The organism is Sulfitobacter sp. 1A13679 (assembly GCF_043557115.1).
Lineage (GTDB): Bacteria > Pseudomonadota > Alphaproteobacteria > Rhodobacterales > Rhodobacteraceae > Sulfitobacter > Sulfitobacter faviae.
Map to the genome: position 1 here is coordinate 37,204 of NZ_JBIFFO010000006.1, position 22,220 is coordinate 59,423.

Consider the following 22,220-nt stretch of genomic DNA (forward strand, 5'->3'; position numbering starts at 1 on the left):
TCGGTGACAGATACACCACCTTCCAAGGCCGAGAACGCGCCGCTGGATCGGATGGGGCTCGATAATTTCGCGCCCTATCTGATGAACCGGATCATGGGGCGGTACAATGCCGCCCTGTCGGCGGAGATGGCGGCACTCGGCCTGACCACGCCGCAGATGCGCTCGCTCGCGGTGCTGTCGGTGACCGACGGCATCCTGATCCGCGAGTTGGCGGTTTACGCGGTGGTGCAGCAATCGACGCTGAGCCGCGCGCTCGACGCATTGGTGCGCGACGGGCTGGTCCGGCGCGAGACCGATGCCAACGACAGCCGCGCCACGCGGGTCTACTTGACCGATCAGGGGCGCGAGGCCTATGCGCGGCTCTGGCCGCATATGGCGCAGGCCTATGAGGCGATGTTCAAGGGCATCGGCCCCGAGGAGAAGGCGGCCTTCGTGGCAACCTTGCAGACCATGCTGCGCAACATTCGAAAACACGATTTCTGAGAGGGTCCGATGGCCGAACGTTCGTTCAAGGCAGAGGTGGAACATCTGCGCAAGGGAGACGGCGACGTCTTCACCGGCGAGGGCATCCTTGCGATCACCAAGGCGCTCTTGGAGAACGGCGTGGGCTACGTCGGCGGCTATCAGGGCGCGCCGATCAGCCATCTGATGGACGTGCTGGCCGACGCCGAGGAGCTGATGGGCGAGTTGGGCGTGCGCTTTGAGGCCAATGCAAGCGAGGCCGCGGCGGCGGCGATGCTGGCGGCGAGCGTCCACTACCCGATCCGGGGGGCGGTGACCTTCAAGGGTCCGGTGGGGGTCAACGTGGCCTCGGACGCGCTCGCCAACCTTAGCTCCTCGGGCGTCACCGGCGGCGCGCTGGTGATCGTGGGGGAGGACTACGGCGAAGGCTCCTCGATCATGCAGGAGCGCAGCCACGGGTTCGCGATGAAATCGCAGTTCTGGATGCTGGACCCGCGCCCGAACCTGCCGTCGATCACGAAGGCGGTGAAGGACGGGTTCGAACTTTCCGAGGCCAGCAATACGCCGGTGATGCTGATGGTGCGCATCCGGTCCTGCCATGTCACGGGCAGTTTCGAGACCCGCGACAATCAACGCCCGCCACTCACCGTGGCCGAGGCCGCGGCCAACCCGCAGTCGGACTTCAACCGCGTGGTGCTGCCGCCGATGTCCTACCTGCATGAGAAGGACAAGATCGAGAACCGCTGGCCGGCCGCGGAGACATTCATCCGCGACAACAAGCTCAACGAATTCTTCGGCCCCGAGAAGGCGCCCCTGGGCATCGTGGTGCAGGGCGGCATGTATAATTCTGTCATCCGGGCATTGCAGCGGCTGGGGCTCGCCGATATCCACGGACAGACCGAGGTGCCGCTTTACGTGCTCAACGTCACCTATCCGCTGTTGCGCGAAGAATTCGACGACTTCTGCGCGGGCAAGGAGCATGTGCTGGTGGTTGAGGAAGGCCAGCCCGACCACATCGAACAGCAGCTTGGCTCCTACCTCTACAAGCTCGACCGCCGGGTGAAGCTGCACGGCAAGGACGTGTTGCCGATGGCCGGGGAATACACCGGGCAGGTGCTGCTGGATGGTCTGACGGCCTTCCTCAAGATCGCCGCGCCGGAGATGCTGCCCGGTGCCGTGCGTGCCCCGAACGCCGAGGCGCCCGCGATCCCGGATCTCACGCAGACCGTGCCGATCCGCCCGCCGGGCTTCTGCACCGGCTGCCCGGAACGCCCGATCTTCGCGGCAATGAAACTGACCGAGCAGGAGTTGGGCAAGCACCAGATCACCGGCGACATCGGCTGCCATCTCTTCGGCTGCCTGCCGCCCTTCGAGATCGGCGGCTCGACCATGGGCTATGGCCTCGGCCCCGCTTCCAACGCGGCATTTGATGGCGGCGGCGACAAGCGGGTGATCTCGATCCTGGGCGACGGGGGGTTTTGGCACAATGGTCTGTCGACCTCGATCGGCAACATGGTGTTCAACAAGTCAGACAGCGTCGCGGTGATCGTCGACAACTACTATTCCGCCGCCACCGGCGGGCAGGACGTGATGTCGTCGCGCGCGCATAACGACACGAAAAGCACGAACAACCCGATCTCCAAGGCGCTCAAGGGCGTCGGCGTGGAATGGGTGCGCCAGATCGACCGGACCTATGACGTGGGCAAGCTGCGCGAGGTTCTGCGCGAGGCGCTGACCACCGATTACAAGGGGCCGAAGGTGATCGTGGCCTCCTCGGAATGCATGCTCAACAAGCAGCGCCGCGAGAAGCCGAAACGCAATCAGGCAATCAAGGACGGCCGCCGCATGGAGGTGCCGCGCTTTGGCGTGGATGCGGATGTCTGCACCGGCGATCACGCCTGTATCCGCCTCTCGGGCTGTCCCTCGCTGTCGCTGAAGCGGCTCGACGATCCGCTGCGCGATGACCCGGTGGCGCATATCGACCAGACCTGCGTCGGCTGCGGCAACTGCGGCGAAGTGGCGGATACCGCCGTGCTCTGCCCGTCCTTTTATCAGGCCGACGTGGTGCACAACCCGACGAAGTTCGAGCGCTGGCGGGCCGAAAAGACCGGCCAAATCATTCGCTGGTTGCAAGACCGACGCGATGCGAAACGACTGCGCAACGAAGGAGTGGCGACATGAACATGGTGCTGCCGCAAAAGACCCCCGACGCGCGGGTTGAGAAGATCATCAAGCTTGCCGTCATGGCCGTGGGCGGGCAGGGGGGTGGCGTGCTCACCGGCTGGATCGAGGCGATGGCCCGGGCCGAGGGCTATGTCTGTCAGGCGACCTCGGTCGCCGGCGTGGCGCAGCGCACCGGGGCCACGATCTACTACGTCGAAATGGCCCCCAAGGGCGCGCTCGACCCCGTCTTCGCGCTGGCCCCGGCGGCGGGCGACGTGGACGTGCTGATCGCCGCCGAGATGATGGAGGTGGGCCGCGCGGTGATGCGCGGCTTCGTCACGCCGGACCGGACGACGCTGATCGGCTCGACCCACCGCGCGCTGGCGGTGAGCGAGAAGATGGCGCCGGGCGACGGCATTGCCGATGCCGATGAGGTCCGCGCGGCGGCCGAGATTGCGGCGCATAAGCTGGTGCTTGAAGATATGGAAGGGCTGGCCGTCGGCGCGGGTTCGGTCATCTCGGCCTCGCTCTTCGGCGCGCTTGCAGGCTCCGGCGCGCTGCCGTTTCCACGTGAGGCCTATGAGAATGCGATCCGTGCCGGCGGCAAGGGGGTCGAACCCTCGCTGCGCGCCTTCGCCGTGGGATTCGATGCGGCACAGGGCAAGCTGCCCGAAACACCGCAGGCCCCCGAGGAAGAGATCAAACCGTTCAGCCTTGTCGGGCCTGAGAAGTTGCAGGCCGAATGGGCCGCACTGGTGGACCGGGCCGACCGCCTGCCCGAGCCGGTGCGGGACCTCGCGCTCGCCGGGCTCGCCAAGGTGGTGAACTTTCAGGACTGCGCCTATGGCGCGCTTTATCTCGACCGGCTCGATACCATCTTGGCCCGCGATGACGCCGCGCAGGGCTGGGCGCTTTCGGCGGCGGCGGCGAAATACATCGCCAATGCCATGGCCTATGACGACATCATTCGTGTGGCGGACCTCAAGACCCGCGCGCCGCGTCTGTCGCACATCCGCCAAGAGATGCGCGCGGGTGACGAGAACCTGCTGCAACTGACCGAATACTTCCACCCCCGCGCCGAAGAGATCGCCGGGCTCATGCCCGCGCGGCTCGGCGCCAAGGTGGAGGCGAGCGAGACGTGGATGGCCCGGCTGAACCGCTGGTTCGACAAGGGCCGCCGTCTGCGCACCGACCGGCTGCCCGCCTTCCTGATGCTGCATTTCCTCGGCGGCCTGAAGGGTTACCGCCTGCGCACCCACCGCCATGCCCTTGAGGTCGCGCATCTGGAAGACTGGCTCAGCCGCTGCCTTGCGGAGGTGGAGGGTGACTACGCCCTCGCCGTGGAACTGGTGAAATGCCGCCGCCTGATCAAGGGCTACTCCGACACCCACGCGCGGGGTCTGGGCAAGTTCGACCGCGTGATGGACGCCGCCGATCTGCTGCGCGGGCGTGACGACGCGGCGGAGTGGATCGCACGACTGCGCGAGGCGGCGTTGCAGGATGCCGAAGGCAAGGCGCTCGACGGGGCCATCGCCACGGTGCGGTCCTTCGTCTGAGGTGCCCGCTTTTTTAAGCGGTCGCAGGGCCGATCACGCACCGAGCGGCCCCGGTCGCCTGCATCCCAGTTGACCATGGGCCAGCACCGCGCCTAGCTGGGCGCAGTCACAGGGGACCGCCGCCATGGAACTTTCGCATCTCATCGCCTTCAACATCGCGCTCATCGCGTCGATCCTCAGCCCCGGCCCGGCCTTTCTGATCGCGTTGAAAACGACGCTGAGTTCGGGGCGGCAGGCGGGCGTTGCCGTGGGGGCTGGCCTCGGCCTTGTGGCGTCGTTCTGGACCCTTGCCGCGCTCTTGGGGTTGGAGGCCGTTTTCCTCGCCTTCCCATGGGCCTATGCCATCGTGAAAACCGTGGGCGCAGCCTACCTGCTCTATGTGGCTTACGGCATGTGGCGCGGGGCGCGGGCACCGGTGACAAGCACGGTGACACCCGCCCGTCATGCGTTCCGGCAGGGGCTGATGATCAATATCCTGAACCCCAAATCGGTGCTTTTCGCCGCCGCGGTGCTGGTGGTCATCTTCCCCGAGGGGATGCGGCTGAGCGAGAACTTCTTGATCGTCGCCAATCACCTGATCATCGAACTGGCCTTTTACACCGGATTGGCCTTCGGCATGAGCCGCCCCGCCGTCAGCCAAGGCTACCTGCGCGCGAAGGTCTATTTCGACCGCATCGCCTCGGCTGTGCTGGGGCTTTTGGGGCTGCGGCTGCTGCTTGCGCGTTAAAGCTCGGCCTCCCACCGGCGCGACAGGCGCATGGCGCCGTTGATGATGCCGACCATAGAGTAGGTCTGGGGGAAGTTGCCCCAGCCCTCTCCGGTGGCAAAGGCAGTGTCTTCGGACATCAGGCCAAGGTGGTTGCGGGCCTCCAGCAGCTCTTCGAACAGTTTGCGCGCTTCCTCTTCGCGGCCAATCCGTGCCAGCGCGTCGATGCGCCAGAAGGCGCAGACGTTGAAGCCCACCTCCGGCACGCCAAAATCGTCGGCCTCTTCGTAGCGCAGCATGAAGGGGCCGCGGCCCAGCACCTCCGAAAGGCGTTCGACCGTTGCGATGAAGCGCGGGTCTTTCGGCGGCAGGAAGCCGACCTCGCCCATCAGCAAAACGCTCGCGTCGAGGGTGCTGCCGCCAAAGCTTTCGACAAAGGCGCCGCGTTCCTCGGACCATGCGTTGTCGAGGATCTTGTCGCGGATCACCTCGGCCCGATCGGCCCAGAGGGTGGCGCGGTCGTCCAATTCCAGATGCCGCGCAATCTTGGCCAGACGGTCGCAGGCGGCCCAGCACATGAGCGAGGAGGAGGTGTGAATCCGCGCGCGGCTGCGCAATTCCCAAATGCCCGCGTCAGGCTGGTCGTGCAATTCCCAGGCCTGTTCGCCGAGCGGCTCCAACTGCTCATAGGCGGTGCGCCCGGTGTTCATCGGCAGCCGGTGATCGAAAAACGCCGGGGCCGCGCCGAGGATGATATTGCCATAGGTGTCATGCTGGAAATGCTCATGCGCCTGATTGCCGATCCGCACCGGCCCCATGCCACGGAACCCCTGTAGACTGGGCGAGATACGTTCGGTCAGCGCCGTTTCAAGCCCCAGCCCCAGCACCGGCTGGATATGCCCGCCCTCGGCATCGGCCACAGCGTTCATCAGCCATTGGAAATAATGCTCCAACGTGCGGGTGGCGGCGAGGCTGTTGAGGGCGCGCACGGTGAAAAACGCATCGCGCACCCAGCAATAGCGGTAATCCCAGTTGCGCCCCGAATCCGGCGCCTCAGGCAGGGAGGTGGTGATCGCGGCGATCACCCCGCCCGTGGCCTCGTAGCTACACAGTTTCAACGTGATCGCGGCGCGGATGACGGCCTCCTGCCACTCGAAAGGGATCGCCAAACGCTGGGTCCAGCGCTGCCAATAGCGGGTCGTCTTGGTGCGGAAGGTGGTGCCGATCTGCTCAGGGCTGTCCGACAGGGTCTCATCGGGGCCGAGGATGAAGGTCATCTCACCTTCGAGATTGATCATCCGCCCGTCGAGCACATGGTCAATCGGCGCGTCGGTGGTCAGGCGCATGTTCTGCTCTGGCCCGACGAAACGCACATGGTTGGAGCCGCGGGTGAGGGTCGGGGCCACTTCTCCCCATTGAAAGCGCGGCTTCAGGCGCATCCGCACACGGGGGGAGCCTTCGATACGCCGCACCTGCCGCACCAGCATCTGCGGGCGAAAGCTGCGGCCATAGGCGGTGAAACGGGGGCAGAAGTCGACAACCTCGACCGCGCCTTTCGGGTTGCGCAACACGGTGCGCAGGATCGCAGTATTGGGCAAGTAGCTCTGCTCGCTCTCGGTCATGTCTTCGAGTTCGACAGCAAATTCCCCGTCGCCCTCTTCGCCCGCGCCATGGCCCATCAGGCTGTGAAAGACCGGATCGCCGTCGAAACGCGGCAGGCAGAACCAGTTGATCGCCCCTTCGCGGCTGACCAGCGCCGCAACCGCGCAATTCCCGATGACACCCAGATCCATAAGTCCCTCTTTTCTATTCATGATGCGACTGCCGGGCGGGCCGGATCAGCGCAAAATCTCTTCCAGCCAATCGGCAAAACCGGCCACGTCTTCGATGCGATGTTGGGCCTCGGTCGGCCCTTGGCCGATCTTGATGCCAAAGCCACCCATGGCCTGCGCTGCGCGAAAGCCGTCTTCGTCCGTCACGTCATCGCCGACCATCACGGGCAGACGGTCTGCGAAGGCGGGGGAGGCCATGAACCGCGCCACCGCGCCGCCCTTGTCGACACCTTTCAAGGCGACCTCGCTGACCATCTTGCCATGCAAACCGCGCAGGCTGGAGTCTTCGCCGACCAGCGTATCGACGAAGCCGCGACAGGCGTCTTCTTGATCCGGGGCCTTGCGGTAATGCAGCGCGATGGCGCCCGGCTTGCGCTCGGATGTTACCCCATGCAGCACGGCGAATTCCTCGACCCGGTCGATGACCGGGGTGGGGATGCCCGCGCTCTGCTCCGGCGCGTGATCTTCAGCGGTGCTGAGCCGCAGCTCCAGCCCATGCGATCCCGAGACCGGCAGGCGCAGCGCGCCCAAAATACGGTCCACATCCGCCATGGCCCGGCCAGAGATCACCGCCACCGCCCCATCGGTCTTTGCGACGAGACGGGTCAGCAGATGGCGCGTCGCCTCCGGCAGACAGGCGTCTTCGGGGTTGTCGACAATGGGGGCGAGCGTGCCGTCGAGATCAAGGAAGAACGCATGGCGCTCGACTTTGATCACGGGCGGCAGATGGCGGGGCGACTGGGTGGTGCTATCCATAGGGTCCGGTCTATCCGTTTCGTTGCACGGGCGTTCCCCCAGAAACCTATGCGCCAGCGCAGCGAAATCAACGGATTTATGCTGCAACTGCGCAGAGATGCGCGATGTGCGCCGCGGGAACCCAGCTGATGCGCCCGCGTTGATCAAAATGGGGGCAGGCACCAGACGCCACCCCGCCTATCGCAATCGGAAGCCCAGATGACCGCACCATCGACGCTCAGGTACTACCCCGACAGCAAACCTGGCATCGCTCGGCGGCGCTGCGGGCGGGGGTTTTCCTATCACGCGCCCGATGGCCGCTGCATCAAGGACAAGGCCGAGCGGGCGCGGCTGGTGAAACTGGCGGTGCCCCCGGCCTATGAGCGGGTCTGGATCAGCCCCTATGAAAACGGTCACCTTCAGGCGACCGGCTTCGATGCGCGGGGCCGCAAGCAATACCGTTATCATCCCCTTTGGTCCGAGGCGCAGGCGCAGGAGAAATACGCAAGCCTGCCCGAGTTTGCCGAGACCCTGCCGCGCATCCGCCGCCGCGTGCGCCGTGATCTCAAGGAGGAGTTGGGCGAACGTGATTTTGCGCTGGCCGCCGCCGTGGCGATGATCGACCGGCTGTCGCTGCGCGTCGGCAATCAGGTCTATGCCGAAACCAACCGCACCTATGGCACGCTGACCCTGAAACGGCGGCATCTGGTCCTGCGCGATGGCAAGTTGCAGGCGTCCTTCATGGCGAAGGGCGGCAAACGGGTTCGCCGCCAGATCGCCAACCGCACCCTAATGCGCGCGCTTGAGAAAATTCGCGACCTGCCCGGCGCGGACCTGCTGACATGGCTCGACGAAGAGGGGCAGCCGCGCAGTCTGACCTCAACCGCTCTGAACGATTACATCGCCGAGGCCGCAGGCACCGAAGGCTTCTCGGCCAAGACCTTTCGCACTTGGGCCGGGTCCGTCGCCGCCTTCGACGTTGCGCTGAAAGAGGACAAGCCCAGCATCAAAGCCATGGCCGAAGCCGCCGCCGAACGGTTGCACAATACGCCCACCATCGCGCGCAACAGCTATATCCATCCGCAGGTGATCGAACTTTGCCAGACCCCGCAAGATTTGCCGGACCCGCCCGATATCGACGATATGACCCAAGCCGAACGGGGGCTGCTGGCCTTTCTGCGCGCGAAGACGTGAACTTGAACTGACAATTCGGGCGAACTTTCACCGCGCTCACGCATTGTTAACATGAGTAGCGCTATCGCCCGACGTTAGAAGGACTAGAATTTCATGAGCGATACAGGTCGGCCAACCCTCAGCGGCGTCCTAGATGAGATGGAGCATCTTTCCGGCGGCGCGGATCGGCAAATCACCGTGGAAGAGATCATCGATTGTCTGGGCAAACATTCCTTTGCCTCAACCATCCTCGCTTTCAGCCTGATCTCAACCTCGCCCGCCAGCGGCATTCCGGGGATCACGGCTTTCATCGGATTGGTGGTGCTGTTTCTGGTGGTGCAGATGATCTTTGGCCGCGACAGCCTCTGGCTGCCCGGTTTCGTCATGCGCCGCGACATCGCCGCGAAGAAACTCCGCGAGGGGGTGCGATGGCTGCGCCGTCCGGTGGATTTCGTGGACCGTTATCTGCACGAGCGCTCGACCTTCATCCTGCACCGCCCGTGGATTTACCTGCCCCTGTTCATGGTGATGGCCCTGTCGATGTTCATGCCCTTCATGGAAGTCGTACCCACTTCCGGCTCCATCGCATCGGCGATGATCGCCATCTTCGCGGCGGGCTATCTGATGCGCGACGGGCGGGTGGTCATCCTGTCGATGATCCTCATGTCGCTGCTGCCTGTGGGGGTCGCGTGGTTCTTTCTTGGGCGCTGAGAAAATAATTCCGGCCCTTGGACATGCTGCACCTGCAAAAGATTTGACCAAAGGCGCTCAAGCTGGGAACCTTTACCGACCTAAACCATTAAACCGTTAGTGGTGGTCGGCGTTCCGCCTAATCAGGCTCGGCGACCGAAAATGATTGTTCCCGAGGCATAAAATGGCTGGCAGATTAATTGTAATCTCAAATCGCATCCCGTCGGAGGCCGCCCCTTCCGGTGGGCTGGTCTATGCGCTGCATGAAACCCTACGCAAGATCGGCGGTATCTGGATCGGGTCGCACCCAGAAACCACGGAAACCCCCGCCAACAGTCTCAGCGAATATGGCGATCAGGGCAATTACACCCGGCTGAGCTTTAGCCTAACCCCCGAAGATTACAAGAATTTCTACCTCGGCTTCTCGAACTCCGTGCTTTGGCCCGTCTGTCACCGCCGCGGCGATCTGGTCAAGCTCGACCGCGGGTTCGAGCGGGGCTATTGCGCCGTCAATGCCCGCCTCGCCCGACAGGTGATGGAGGTGGCCGAGCCCGACGATATGATCTGGGTTCACGACTATCATTTCTTCCCCCTCGCCACAGAGCTGCGCAAGCTGGGCTTCACCGGCAAGATCGGGTTTTTCCTGCATATTCCCTTTCCCGCCTTGGGCGATATGGGCGCCCTCCCGCGGGAGGCCAATCTGGCGCATTGGCTGGCGGATTATGACCTCGTGGGCCTGCAAACCCGCGCCGATGTGGCCCGCTGTCTTGAGATGTTCCGGGCCGAAACCGATTCCGAATTCCTGATGGATGGCACGATCAAATGCGGCTCCCGCGCGGTGGCGCTGCGGTCTTTCCCCATCGGCATTGACGTGGAAACCTTCGTTCAGGCGGCGCAGAGCGGCAGCGCGCAGGACCGTCTGGCCGACGATATGGCAGGCGACATCGTGATCGGGGTCGACCGGCTCGATTACTCCAAAGGTCTGCCCAACCGTTTTCGCGCCTTTGGCCGCTATCTTGAAACCCGGGATGAGCGGGAACGCCGGGTAAGCATGGTCCAAATCGCCCCGCCCAGCCGAGAGGAAGTCGCCGCCTATCGCGAGTTGCGCTACGAATTAGAAGAGCTTGTCGGTCGCGTGAACGGGGAGCATGGAGAGATCGACTGGACCCCGCTGCGCTATATCCACCGCAACCTTGATCGCAACCTTTTGGCCCGCCTCTATCGCCGGGCGCGGGTCGGGATCGTGACGCCCTTCGCCGATGGGATGAACCTTGTGGCCAAGGAATATGTCGCGGCGCAAGACCCCGAAGACCCCGGCGTGCTGATCTTGTCGCATATGGCCGGTGCCGCCGAAGACCTGACGGATGCGATTCAGGTCAATCCCTATGATATCGAAGACATGAGCGAGGCCCTCAAGACCGCGCTCGCCCTGCCGCTGGAAGAGCGCAAGCGCCGCCATGCAAGCTGCATGGCGCAGGTGCGGGCCACGGATGTGAACCTTTGGAGCCAGCATTTCGTCGACGCTTTGAAAGCCTGCAAGCCGACGCTCGTGGTCAAGCCCCGCGCGCGGGAATGGACAGACGCCTAGCGGCGGGGGTCATTCTTCCGGCGCATAGACCACCGCGGTCTCCCAACCGCTGCATTTTTCGGCAAGGCCCGCGGGCAGCGCCAGATCGGTAAAGAACATATCCACCTCCCGCGCCGAGGCGATGCGCGCGGGGGCGGAGCGTTTGAATTTGGAATGATCGGTCACCAAAAAAGTCTTGCGCGACTGCGCGATGATACATTGGCTGACGCCCACTTCTTCGATGTCGAAGTCGAGCAGATCACCATCCGCATCCATGGCCGAACAGCCGATCACCGCGATGTCGAATTTGAATTGGCGGATCGTCTCGATCGTTAGATTGCCCACCAATCCGCCGTCCATCCGGCGCAGCGCGCCGCCGGTCAGCACGATGCGGCATTCGGGGTTATCGACCAGAATATTCGCGACGTTCATGTTGTTCGTCACCACCATCAAATCCCGGTGGTGGAGCAAGGCGCGGGCCACCGCTTCGGTACTGGTCCCGATGTTAAGAAAGACCGAACAGCCGTCGGGGATATGTTCGGCGCAGGCGCGGGCGATGCGATTCTTGGCCTCTTCATGCAGATTGCGCCGTTCGGCATAGCCGATGTTGCTGGCCCCCGAGGGCAGCACCGCGCCGCCATGGACCCGCTCAAGCTTACCGCTGTCGGCCAGTTCCGTAAGGTCACGGCGGATGGTCTGATGGGTCACGCCGAAATGTTCGGCCAGCCCATCAACGGTGACTTTGCCTTCGCGCCGGGCGATTTCAAGGATGTCGGGATGGCGGAATGTCTGTGAAATGGGCGTCGCTCCTGCCTGCTGTTGGCGCATTATCCCCAGTGTTTTGGCTAACGCAAGCAATCGCGCAGCAAGACACGTTTAACATGTTCGCTATGCTGGTGAAACGAACATAAACGAAAATAATTCTTGTGCAGATGAGAGTCGTTTCGTAACACTGCCCCAAATTGGACAGTCTGAGCTGGGGGAGGGCCGGATCGTGAACCAACAGCCCGATAGCCATATGGCCGCTGCCCCGGTCGATCTATTCGTCATCGGTGGTGGCATTAACGGCGCCGGGATCGCGCGCGACGCGGCAGGCCGGGGTCTGAGCGTGACCTTGGCCGAGATGAACGATCTGGCCTCGGCGACCTCTTCGGCCTCGACCAAGCTTTTCCACGGCGGGCTGCGTTACCTTGAGTATTTCGAGATCGGCCTCGTGCGTCACGCACTGACCGAGCGCGAGGTGCTGCTAAAGGCGATGCCGCATATCTCTTGGCCGATGCGTTTCGTGCTGCCCTATCACCGCGACATGCGGTTCGAGGGCGACACGCCAACCTCTAAACTGCTGCGGTTGTTCATGCCGTGGATGCGGGGCCGTCGCCCGGCATGGCTGATCCGTCTGGGCCTGTTTCTCTATGACAACCTTGGCGGGCGTAAAATCCTGCCTGCCACACGCAGCCTTTCCTTGCGCGGCACGCCCGAAGGGGCGCCGCTGGAGGATCGGTTCGAGAAGGCTTTTGAATACTCCGATTGCTGGATCGAAGACTCCCGCCTCGTGGTGCTGAACGCCCGCGACGCCGAACTGCGCGGCGCGCGTATCATGACCCGGACCAAAGTCGTCTCTGCCGACCGCAGCGCCGATGGCTGGGCGGTCACGGTAGAGCATGGCGCGGATGGCCGGCGCGAGGTGATCCACGCCAAGATGCTGGTCAACGCGGGTGGCCCGTGGGTCGGCGACATCATCCATAACACCGCGCGGCTGAACTCCTCCGAAGGGGTGCGGCTGGTGCGCGGCAGCCATATCGTGACCAAGCGGCTCTACGATCACGACAAATGCTATTTCTTCCAAGGCACCGATGGGCGGATCATCTTCACGATCCCCTATGAGCAGGATTTCACCCTGATCGGCACCACCGACGCGGATCACCCCGATCCGTCCGTCACCCCGGAATGCACGCCCGAAGAGCAGGACTACCTGATCGACTTCGTGAACGGCTATCTCAAGCAGGACATCACCCGCAAAGATATCGTCTGGACCTATTCCGGCGTGCGTCCGCTTTATGACGACGGGGCCAGCAGCGCCACGGCGGCGACGCGGGACTATACGCTCAAGGTCGACAAGACCGGCGGCGCGCCGATCCTCAATGTCTTTGGCGGCAAGATCACAACCTACCGCAAACTGGCCGAAGACGCGCTGGAGTTGATCGCGCCGCATTTCGACGGGCTGTCGGGCCATTGGACCGCAGGCGTCGCCCTGCCCGGCGGTGATTTCCCGGTGGACGGCGTGGCGCAGTTGATCGCGCGGCTGAAAGCGGATTATGACTTTCTGGATGAAAGCTGGGCAGCACGGCTGATCCGCGCCTATGGTACGGATGCTTGGGCGATGGCGGGCGAGGCCAAGACGCTAGCGGATATGGGCGAGCATTTCGGGGCCACCCTCACCGCGCGCGAGGTCGCTTGGCTGATGAACAGGGAATATGCCCTCAGCGCAGAGGACGTCGTCTGGCGCCGCAGCAAGCTGGGCCTGCGAATGGACGAGACGCAGATCGCGCGTCTTGATGAATGGATGCAGATGCGCGCGGCGAAACAAGCCGCCTCTGCGGCGGAATGAGGGGAGGTCGAACGTGAGTTTGATCCTGAAGAACGTGTCGAAGACGGTAGGCGGCCAAACGCATATCTACCCGACCGACCTGACCTTGGAAAAGGGCACGATGAACGTGCTTTTGGGGCCTACATCCTCGGGCAAGACGTCGCTGATGCGGCTGATGGCGGGGCTCGATGTGCCGGGCACGGGGCAGGTGATCTGGAACGGCGAAGACGTGACCGGCATGCGGGTGCAGGACCGCAAGGTCGCCATGGTCTATCAGCAGTTCATCAACTACCCCTCGATGACGGTTTACGACAACATCGCCTCTCCGATGAAGCTGGTGGGCAAGTCGAAGGATGAGATCGATCGCGCCGTGCGCGAAACCGCTGAGTTGATGCAGCTCACCCCGATGCTCGACCGCAAACCGCTGGAGCTTTCGGGCGGCCAGCAGCAGCGCTGCGCCTTGGCGCGGGCGCTGGTCAAGAATGCCGGGCTGGTGCTCTTGGATGAGCCGCTGGCCAACCTCGACTACAAGCTGCGCGAAGAACTTCGCGCCGAAATCCCGCGTATCTTTGAACGGGCCGGGTCGATCTTTGTCTATGCCACGACCGAGCCGGAAGAGGCGCTGCTTCTGGGCGGCAATACCGCGACGCTCTGGGAAGGCCGCGTTACGCAATTCGGCCCGACGCCGAGCGTCTACCGCCGGCCCGAGAATGCGACCACGGCGCGGGTGTTCTCCGACCCGCCGATGAACTTCCTCAGCATGACCAAATCGGGCGATACGCTGCGGTTCGATGGCGGTGAGATGGCGGCGCCGGCCAGTATGGCCAGTTTGCGCGACGGCGAATATACCGCCGGTTTCCGCCCCAATCACCTCACGCTAAGCGCACAGGCGCCCGAGGCCATCGGCTTTGACGCCGTGCTGAACGTGACCGAGATCACGGGATCGGAGACCTTTATCCACCTCGATTACCACGGTGCGAAATGGGTCGGTCTGGTGCATGGCATCCAGCATTTGCAGCCCGGCCAGCCGCTGCCGGTCTATCTAGACCCGGCGCATATCTACCTGTTTGACGCGAACGGGGCGCTCGTCTCGGCCGCGCCCTATGCGGAGGCGGCATAATGGCCAAGATCACGCTTGATAACCTCGCCCATTCCTATCTGCCCAATCCCAGCGGTGAGGATGATTTCGCCCTCAAGGAATTGAACCACGACTGGATCGACGGCGAAGCCTATGCGCTTCTGGGCGCCTCGGGCTGTGGCAAATCTACGTTGCTCAACATCATCTCGGGGCTTTTGCAGCCTTCGCAGGGGCGCATCATGTTCAACGACGTGGACGTCACCCATGCGCCGACCGCTGAGCGCAACATCGCGCAGGTCTTCCAGTTCCCGGTCGTTTACGACACGATGACCGTGCATGACAATCTGGCCTTCCCGCTGCGCAACCGCGGCGCGGATGCGTCCTATGTCGCGTCCCGGGTCCAGCAGATCGCCAAGATGATCGGCATGGAGGATGAGCTGAACCGCAAGGCGCGCGGCCTCACGGCGGATGCCAAGCAGAAGATTTCGCTGGGCCGCGGCATGGTGCGCGAGGACGTGAACGCGCTCTTGTTCGACGAGCCGCTCACGGTGATCGACCCCCATATGAAATGGGAGTTGCGCACGCAGCTGAAATCGCTGCACCACGAATTCGGCCATACGATGATCTACGTCACCCATGACCAGACCGAGGCGCTTACCTTCGCCGATAAGGTGGTGGTGATGTATGATGGCCGCGTCGTGCAGATCGGCACGCCGCAGGAGCTTTTCGAGCGGCCTGCCCATACTTTCGTGGGCTATTTCATTGGCTCGCCGGGGATGAACCTCTTTGACGCGCAGATCGCGGGAAATGCCGCGCAGGTCGCGGGCACGAGCGTCAATTTGAACAAGACCTACGCCCCCAAGGGCCAGAAAACGCAACTGGGCGTCCGGCCCGAATTCGTTCGGATCAATGGCGAAGGTCTGGGCCTTCCGGCCAAGGTGACCCGTGTCGAAGACGTGGGCCGGCACAAGATCATCCGCCTTGACGTGGCAGGCCAGTCGGTCAGCGCCATTGCCGAAGAAGGCGCGTCGGTGCCGAGCGAAAACACCGCGATCAGTTTCGATCCGGCGGGCATCAACGTCTATGACGACGACTGGCGCATCAGCGCAGAGGGAGAGGCCGCATGAACAAGACCGTCAACCAAAAGGCATGGTTCCTTGTCCTGCCGGTGCTGATCCTCGTGGCCTTCTCGGCCGTGATCCCGCTGATGACCGTGGTGAACTACTCGGTACAGGACACCTTCGGGCGCAACGAGTTCTTCTGGGCCGGGCTGGAGTGGTTCTCTGACATGCTCGACAGCGACCGGATGTGGGACGCGCTTGGCCGTCAGTTGATCTTCTCGGGCGTCATTCTGGCAATCGAAATCCCGCTCGGCATCTTTGTCGCGCTCAACATGCCGAAAAACGGGTTCTGGGCCAGCTTCTGCCTTGTCCTCATGTCCCTGCCGCTGCTGATTCCGTGGAACGTGGTCGGCACCATCTGGCAGATCTTTGGCCGCGTCGACATTGGCCTTTTGGGCTATACGCTCGACAAGCTGGGCATCACCTATAACTACACCCAAGACATCACTTCGGCGTGGATCACGGTTGTGGTGATGGATGTCTGGCACTGGACCTCTTTGGTCGCACTTCTGGCCTATGCCGGTCTGCAATCCATTCCAGACGCTTACTATCAGGCGGCCAAGATCGACCAAGCCAGCCGTTGGGCCGTGTTCCGCTACATCGAACTGCCCAAGATGGCGGGCGTGCTGATGATCGCCATTCTGCTGCGCTTCATGGACAGCTTCATGATCTATACAGAGCCGTTCGTCGTGACCGGCGGCGGGCCGGGCAATGCCACGACCTTCCTGTCGATCGACTTGGTGAAAATGGCCATCGGCCAGTTTGACCTTGGCCCCGCAGCGGCGTTCAGCCTGATGTATTTCCTCGTTATCCTGTTGATCTCATGGGTGTTCTACACCGTGATGGTCAACCTCGACAAAAGGGATGGTGTGTGATGACCGACACAACCGTGCAAGCCCCCGGCGCCGCGCCCATTCCGGGTGACGTGACCGCTGCCAAACGCACCCGGCGCAGCCGCTTCCGGCCCAAAGGCTCGGTGGTGGTGATGACGCTCTACCTGTTGTTCCTGATGCTGCCGATCTATTGGCTCATCAACATGAGCCTCAAGACCAATGCCGAAATCCTCGGGTCCTTCTCGCTCTATCCGCGGGACCTGACGCTGGCGAACTATGCCAAGATCCTAACCGATCCGAGCTGGTACATGGGCTATGTGAACAGTCTGATTTATGTGGTGATGAACACGGTGATCTCGCTCGCCGTGGCGCTGCCTGCGGCCTATGCCTTCTCGCGCTACACGTTTCTGGGCGACAAACATCTGTTCTTCTGGCTGCTGACAAACCGCATGTCGCCGCCCGCCGTTTTCGCGCTGCCGTTCTTTCAGCTTTACTCTTCGGTCAACCTCTTTGACACGCATATCGCCGTGGCGCTGGCACACTGCCTGTTCAACGTGCCGCTCGCAGTTTGGATTCTCGAAGGTTTCATGCGCGGCGTGCCGAAGGAGATCGACGAGACGGCCTATCTCGACGGCTATTCCTTCCCGCGCTTCTTTATCCGCATCTTCACCCCGCTGATTGCCTCCGGCATCGGGGTCGCGGCCTTCTTCTGCTTCATGTTCTCATGGGTGGAACTGCTGCTGTCGCGCACGCTGACCTCGGTCGATGCCAAACCCATCGCCGCCACCATGACCCGCACCGTCTCCGCTTCCGGCCTCGACTGGGGCGTCTTGGCCGCGGCGGGTGTGCTGACCATCGTGCCGGGTGCGCTGGTGATCTATTTCGTCCGCAACTACATCGCCAAGGGCTTTGCCCTCGGGCGGGTATAAGAGAGGAGACCGCCCATGTCTTGGATGGCTTGGACCATGCCCACCGCGATCTTCTTCGGTGTCATCGCGCTGTTACTCGTGACCTTCACGATCCTCGCGATCAAATTCCCTGAGACGCCCCGCGTGGGCATCCTCAGAATTGAGACAACCCGTGGTGACCGTCTGTTCATCACGCTTCTCGGCTCGGCCTTTATCAATTTGATCTGGCTGGGTTTCGAGGCGGGTCCGCAGCCCTATGCGCTGCTGGTCTGCCTTGCCTATGCCGCAGCCGTATTTCGCTGGGTCTAGGCGCTATCACGGCGGACCCCGGGCAACCGGGGCCGCCATACGACACGACCAAATGTCTAGGGAGGACATAATGAAACGATCTGTCATGAAATCGAGTACCGCTTTGGCGGTCACGCTCGGTCTGCTCGCCGGGCCAGCATTCGCGGATATGGAAGCCGCGAAGAAGTTCCTCGACGAGGAAATCGAACGCTCCGCGCTGAGCCGCGAAGAGCAGGAAGCGGAGATGCAATTCTTCATCGACGCGGCCGAGCCCTTCAAAGGCATGGACATCAAGGTGGTCTCTGAAACCATCACCACGCACGAATATGAAGCCAACGTGCTGGCCCCGGCCTTCAGCGCGATCACCGGCATCAACATCACCCACGACCTGATCGGTGAGGGCGACGTGGTTGAAAAGCTGCAAACGCAGATGCAGTCGGGCGAGAACATCTATGACGCCTATGTCAACGACTCGGACCTCATCGGCACCCACTGGCGCTACAAACAGGCGCGCAGCCTGACCGACTGGATGGAGAATGAAGGCAAGGACGTGACCAACCCCGGTCTCGATCTGGACGACTTCATCGGCCTTGATTTCACCACCACCCCGGATGGTGATCTGTACCAACTGCCCGACCAGCAATTTGCAAACCTTTACTGGTTCCGCCACGATTGGTTCACCGATCCTGAGCTGATGGCTGAATTCAAAGAAAAATACGGCTATGAGTTGGGCGTGCCGGTCAACTGGTCTGCCTATGAGGACATTGCTGAATTCTTCACTGGCCGCACGATTGATGGCGTCGAAGTCTATGGCAACATGGACTATGGCAAGAAAGACCCAAGCCTTGGCTGGCGCTACACCGACGCGTGGCTGTCCATGGCGGGTGGCGGCGATGTGGGTGAGCCCAATGGCCTGCCGGTCGATGAATGGGGCATCCGGGTGAACGAGAACTCCCAGCCTGTCGGGTCCTGCATGGCACGCGGCGGCGCCACCAACGATGCAGCGGCGGTCTATGCGATCACCAAAGCGATCGAATGGCTGGAGAAGTACACGCCCCCCGCAGCCGCGGGCATGACCTTTAGCGAAGCAGGCCCGGTGCCCGCGCAGGGGGCCATCGCGCAGCAGATGTTCTGGTACACCACATTCACCGCCGACATGGTCAACGACAGCGCCAAGGCCGTGCTGAACGAAGACGGCACGCCCAAGTGGCGCATGGCCCCCAGCCCGCATGGTGCCTATTGGAAAGAAGGCCAGAAGGTTGGCTATCAGGACGTGGGCAGCTGGACGCTGATGGAAAGCACGCCCGTCGACCGCGCCAAGGCCGCATGGCTTTACGCGCAGTTCGTGACCTCGAAAACCGTGGACGTCGAAAAGGCCCATGCCGGTCTGACCTTCATCCGCGAGTCGACCATCCAGCACGAAAGCTTCACCGAGCGTGCGCCGAAACTCGGCGGTCTGGTGGAATTCTACCGTTCGCCCGCGCGCACCGCATGGTCGCCCACCGGGACGAACGTGCCGGATTACCCGAAGCTGGCGCAGCTGTGGTGGCAGAACATCGGCGACGCAATGTCGGGTGCGAAGACACCGCAAGAAGCGCTCGACAGCCTCTGCGCCGAGCAGGAAAAGGTCATGGAACGTCTCGAGCGCGCAGGCGTCCAAGGTGATCTGGGTCCGAAAATGAACGAAGAGCGGGAAGCCTCCTACTGGCTTGAGCAGGAAGGTTCGCCCGTTGCCAAGCTCGACAACGAAGACCCCGAGCCCGAGACCATCAGCTACGAAGAGTTGATCAAGTCCTGGCAGTAAGCCAAACTTTCGGGGGCCGGGACGCAGCAGCGTTCCGGCCCCTTTTTCGTTTCATCCAACATCCGGGGGCCGCGCCATGACCCATATCCTCGCCATTGATCAGGGAACCACCTCCTCGCGGGCGATCATCTTTGACGGCAACATGTCGGTGACGGCCACGGCCCAAGAAGAATTTCCGCAGCATTTCCCCCGCTCCGGCTGGGTCGAACATAATCCGGGCGACCTGTGGTCGACGACCGCTGGCACCTGCCGCGCGGTGATCGAAAAGGCCGGTCTGCGCCCCGACGACATCACCGCCATCGGCATCACCAACCAACGCGAGACGACGCTGGTCTGGGACGCGAAAACCGGCAAGCCGTTGCATAACGCCATCGTCTGGCAAGACCGCCGCACCGCCGATTTCTGCCGCGCGCTGCGCGAAAGCGGCGACGACAAGATCATCACCGAGCGCACCGGCCTGTTGGCCGACCCCTATTTCTCGGGCACCAAGCTGAAGTGGATCCTCGACAATGTTGAAGGCGCGCGCGAACGGGCGCGGGCGGGCGAGCTGCTTTTCGGCACCGTCGACAGCTATCTAATCTGGAAGCTCACCGGCGGCGCGCGCCATGTGACCGATGCGACCAATGCCGCACGGACCATGCTCTATGACATCCACAAGGGCCGCTGGAGCACGACGATCTGCAAGATGTTCGACGTGCCGCTCGAAATGCTGCCCGAGGTGCAGGACTGCGCCGCTGATTTCGGCACCACGCGGCCCGACCTCTTTGGCCGCGAGATCCCCATCCTCGGTGTCGCGGGCGACCAGCAGGCGGCAACCATCGGGCAGGCCTGTTTCCAGCCCGGCATGATGAAGTCGACCTATGGCACCGGCTGTTTCGCCCTCCTGAATACGGGCGAGACGGCGGTGACCTCGACCAACCGTCTGCTCACCACCATCGCCTATCAACTCGACGGCAAGCCGACCTATGCGCTTGAAGGGTCGATCTTTGTTGCCGGTGCCGTGGTCCAATGGCTCCGCGACGGGTTGAAAATGATCCGCGAAGCGAGCGAGACGCAAGGGTTGGCCGAGCAGGCCGATCTGCATCAGAACGTCGTGCTGGTGCCCGCCTTCGTCGGCCTCGGCGCGCCTTACTGGAATGCCGAATGCCGTGGCGCGATCTATGGGCTGACGCGCAACTCGGGTCCGGCGGAACTCGCGCGTGCGGCGCTCGAAAGTGTGGGCTACCAGACCCGCGACCTGTTGGAGGCGATGCAGGCCGATTGGGCCGCCCAAGGCCAGCCGGGCGAGATTGCGACCCTGCGCGTCGACGGCGGGATGAGCGCCAGTGACTGGGCGATGCAGTTCCTCTCGGACGTGATCGGCGCCTCGGTGGACCGCCCCGATGTGCTGGAGACCACCGCGCTTGGGGCCGCGTGGCTCGCCGGGCAGCGGGCGGGCATCTACCCCGATATGGAGGGTTTCGCTCGCGAATGGGCGCTTGATCGGCGGTTTGAAACCCAGATGGACGAGGCCGCGCGCGAAGAGAAATACGGCGCTTGGCGGCGGGCTGTTCAGGCGACGTTGCAGTTCTGATGCAGACGATCTCTCCTTTCGGTTTCGCCACCGCCGGACGCATCCGTTTTGGCCGCGGTGTGGCGGGTGAAGTGGTGACCGCTGCGCGCGGCTATGGGCGGCAGGTGCTTTTGCTCCGCGGCGGTTCGGTCGCATGGGTCGATGAACTGGCGCGCGATTTGGCGGCGGCGGGCTGCGAGGTGACCCAGTTGCGCGGCAGCGGCGAGCCATCGGTCAAAGACGTGCGCGCCGCCGTGGCGGCGGCGCGCGGGGCGGATGTGGTGCTGGGCGTGGGCGGCGGCGCGGTGATCGACCTTGCCAAGGCGGCAGCGGCGCTGATCCCTTCGAAGTGCGACGTGATGGAGCATCTCGAAGTCGTGGGCGCGGGCAGGCCCTTGCAGGCCGACCCCCTGCCGATGATTGCGGTCCCCACTACCGCAGGCACGGGGGCCGAGGTGACCAAAAACGCCGTCATCGCCGTGCCGGAGGCCGCGCGAAAAGTCAGCCTGCGCGACGACCGCATGCTGCCCCGTCTGGCCTTGGTCGACCCGGCGCTCACCGACGGCGCGCCGCGCGGGGTGACTTTGGGCTCCGGTCTCGACGCGCTGGTGCAGGTGATCGAGCCCTATCTGTCCAGCAAGGCCAACCCGCTGACCGATGCCCTCTGCCGCGCCGCGATCCCGCAGGGCATTGCCGCGCTCAAGCGTCTGGCCGAGGGCGAGGATCCAGCCGCGCGGGATGCGCTGGCCTATGTCAGCCTCTTGGGCGGTTTGGCACTTGCCAATGCGGGCCTCGGGGCCGTGCATGGGCTGGCGGGTGTGATCGGCGGGCGTTTCGCTGCGCCGCATGGGCTGATCTGCGGGCGGTTGTTGGGGCCGGTTCTGGCCGCGAACGCGGATGCGATTGGGGCCTCGACCCGGTTTTCGGAGGTGCAGATGTGGCTCTCCGACGGGTTCGACCTGCCAGAGGACGGCACGTTCAAAGCGCTGACCGCCATGCTGGATGATTGGGGGCTGGATCGGTTGAACCGTTGGATCCCCGAAGATGCGGATCTGGGCGAGACGGCCCGCGAGGCGGCGGCCTCTTCCTCCATGCGTGCGAACCCTTGCGTGCTTGAGGCGGAAACCCTCGAAGCCTGCATCCGCGCGGCAATTTAGAACGGGCA

General features: G+C 63.2%; 19 protein-coding genes. 16 read left to right on the plus strand and 3 right to left on the minus strand.

All coding sequences use genetic code 11. The annotated features are described in order from the left end of the window. The first annotated feature begins 3 nt into the window (after positions 1 to 3). The 4 genes from ACGYLA_RS06535 (at position 4) to ACGYLA_RS06550 (ending at position 4,908) form a co-directional block, all read left to right on the plus strand. Positions 4 to 483 carry a MarR family winged helix-turn-helix transcriptional regulator gene (locus ACGYLA_RS06535; protein ID WP_394431232.1) on the plus strand — a complete coding sequence of 160 codons (480 nt, stop codon included), beginning with the start codon at positions 4 to 6 and terminating at the stop codon, positions 481 to 483. Positions 484 to 492: 9 nt separating this feature from the next. Then, complete coding sequence (locus ACGYLA_RS06540; RefSeq protein ID WP_394431234.1) at positions 493 to 2,643, plus strand: thiamine pyrophosphate-dependent enzyme; 2,151 nt, start codon at positions 493 to 495, stop codon at positions 2,641 to 2,643. Further along, positions 2,640 to 4,181: an indolepyruvate oxidoreductase subunit beta family protein gene (locus ACGYLA_RS06545; protein WP_394431236.1), complete on the plus strand. Its 1,542-nt coding sequence runs from the start codon at positions 2,640 to 2,642 to the stop codon at positions 4,179 to 4,181. The genes ACGYLA_RS06540 and ACGYLA_RS06545 overlap by 4 nt, the downstream gene beginning before the upstream one ends. Positions 4,182 to 4,305: 124 nt before the next feature. Then, positions 4,306 to 4,908: a LysE family translocator gene (locus ACGYLA_RS06550; RefSeq protein ID WP_394431238.1), complete on the plus strand. Its 603-nt coding sequence runs from the start codon at positions 4,306 to 4,308 to the stop codon at positions 4,906 to 4,908. Here the strand turns inward: ACGYLA_RS06550 and ACGYLA_RS06555 are convergent. Next, complete coding sequence (locus ACGYLA_RS06555) at positions 4,905 to 6,680, minus strand: glycoside hydrolase family 15 protein (protein ID WP_394431240.1); 1,776 nt, start codon at positions 6,678 to 6,680, stop codon at positions 4,905 to 4,907. The genes ACGYLA_RS06550 and ACGYLA_RS06555 overlap by 4 nt on opposite strands. 45 nt (positions 6,681 to 6,725) lie before the next feature. After that, on the minus strand, positions 6,726 to 7,475 hold the full coding sequence (otsB, locus tag ACGYLA_RS06560; protein ID WP_394431242.1) for a trehalose-phosphatase: 750 nt from the start codon (positions 7,473 to 7,475) through the stop codon (positions 6,726 to 6,728). A 198-nt stretch (positions 7,476 to 7,673) separates the two neighbouring features. On the opposite strand from otsB, the gene ACGYLA_RS06565 reads away from it, so the two are divergent. The 3 genes from ACGYLA_RS06565 to ACGYLA_RS06575 all read left to right on the plus strand — a co-directional run bounded on the left by ACGYLA_RS06565 (position 7,674) and on the right by ACGYLA_RS06575 (position 10,905). Next, positions 7,674 to 8,648 (plus strand): DNA topoisomerase IB, encoded by a 975-nt coding sequence (locus ACGYLA_RS06565; RefSeq protein WP_394431244.1) that lies wholly within the window; start codon positions 7,674 to 7,676, stop codon positions 8,646 to 8,648. Positions 8,649 to 8,741: 93 nt separating this feature from the next. Beyond that, positions 8,742 to 9,338 carry an exopolysaccharide biosynthesis protein gene (locus ACGYLA_RS06570; protein ID WP_067268470.1) on the plus strand — a complete coding sequence of 199 codons (597 nt, stop codon included), beginning with the start codon at positions 8,742 to 8,744 and terminating at the stop codon, positions 9,336 to 9,338. 163 nt (positions 9,339 to 9,501) lie between these two features. Further along, on the plus strand, positions 9,502 to 10,905 hold the full coding sequence (locus ACGYLA_RS06575) for a trehalose-6-phosphate synthase (RefSeq protein WP_394431246.1): 1,404 nt from the start codon (positions 9,502 to 9,504) through the stop codon (positions 10,903 to 10,905). A 9-nt stretch (positions 10,906 to 10,914) separates the two neighbouring features. On the opposite strand, the gene ACGYLA_RS06580 is transcribed toward ACGYLA_RS06575, so the two are convergent. Continuing rightward, positions 10,915 to 11,682, minus strand: coding sequence for a DeoR/GlpR family DNA-binding transcription regulator (locus ACGYLA_RS06580; RefSeq protein WP_067268490.1), 768 nt, complete (start codon positions 11,680 to 11,682; stop codon positions 10,915 to 10,917). Between the two features lie 220 nt (positions 11,683 to 11,902). On the opposite strand from ACGYLA_RS06580, the gene glpD reads away from it, so the two are divergent. The 9 genes from glpD to ACGYLA_RS06625 all read left to right on the plus strand — a co-directional run bounded on the left by glpD (position 11,903) and on the right by ACGYLA_RS06625 (position 22,212). Continuing rightward, positions 11,903 to 13,492, plus strand: a complete 1,590-nt coding sequence (gene glpD, locus ACGYLA_RS06585) for a glycerol-3-phosphate dehydrogenase (protein ID WP_394431420.1) — start codon at positions 11,903 to 11,905, stop codon at positions 13,490 to 13,492. Between the two features lie 13 nt (positions 13,493 to 13,505). Continuing rightward, positions 13,506 to 14,591: an ABC transporter ATP-binding protein gene (locus ACGYLA_RS06590; RefSeq protein ID WP_394431248.1), complete on the plus strand. Its 1,086-nt coding sequence runs from the start codon at positions 13,506 to 13,508 to the stop codon at positions 14,589 to 14,591. Next, positions 14,591 to 15,676: an ABC transporter ATP-binding protein gene (locus tag ACGYLA_RS06595; protein WP_394431250.1), complete on the plus strand. Its 1,086-nt coding sequence runs from the start codon at positions 14,591 to 14,593 to the stop codon at positions 15,674 to 15,676. Before ACGYLA_RS06590 ends, ACGYLA_RS06595 begins: the two co-directional genes overlap by 1 nt. Continuing rightward, complete coding sequence (locus ACGYLA_RS06600) at positions 15,673 to 16,545, plus strand: carbohydrate ABC transporter permease (protein WP_067268460.1); 873 nt, start codon at positions 15,673 to 15,675, stop codon at positions 16,543 to 16,545. Before ACGYLA_RS06595 ends, ACGYLA_RS06600 begins: the two co-directional genes overlap by 4 nt. Next, positions 16,545 to 17,432 carry a carbohydrate ABC transporter permease gene (locus ACGYLA_RS06605; protein WP_067268458.1) on the plus strand — a complete coding sequence of 296 codons (888 nt, stop codon included), beginning with the start codon at positions 16,545 to 16,547 and terminating at the stop codon, positions 17,430 to 17,432. Before ACGYLA_RS06600 ends, ACGYLA_RS06605 begins: the two co-directional genes overlap by 1 nt. A 15-nt stretch (positions 17,433 to 17,447) precedes the next feature. Beyond that, positions 17,448 to 17,720, plus strand: coding sequence for a DUF2160 domain-containing protein (locus ACGYLA_RS06610; RefSeq protein WP_067268456.1), 273 nt, complete (start codon positions 17,448 to 17,450; stop codon positions 17,718 to 17,720). 70 nt (positions 17,721 to 17,790) lie between these two features. Then, positions 17,791 to 19,503 (plus strand): ABC transporter substrate-binding protein, encoded by a 1,713-nt coding sequence (locus ACGYLA_RS06615; protein WP_394431252.1) that lies wholly within the window; start codon positions 17,791 to 17,793, stop codon positions 19,501 to 19,503. A 76-nt stretch (positions 19,504 to 19,579) separates the two neighbouring features. After that, positions 19,580 to 21,076 carry a glycerol kinase GlpK gene (gene glpK / locus ACGYLA_RS06620; protein WP_394431254.1) on the plus strand — a complete coding sequence of 499 codons (1,497 nt, stop codon included), beginning with the start codon at positions 19,580 to 19,582 and terminating at the stop codon, positions 21,074 to 21,076. Between the two features lie 8 nt (positions 21,077 to 21,084). Further along, entirely contained in the window at positions 21,085 to 22,212 is a 1,128-nt protein-coding gene (locus ACGYLA_RS06625; RefSeq protein WP_394431422.1) for an iron-containing alcohol dehydrogenase, read from the plus strand. The last annotated feature ends 8 nt before the right edge of the window (positions 22,213 to 22,220 follow it).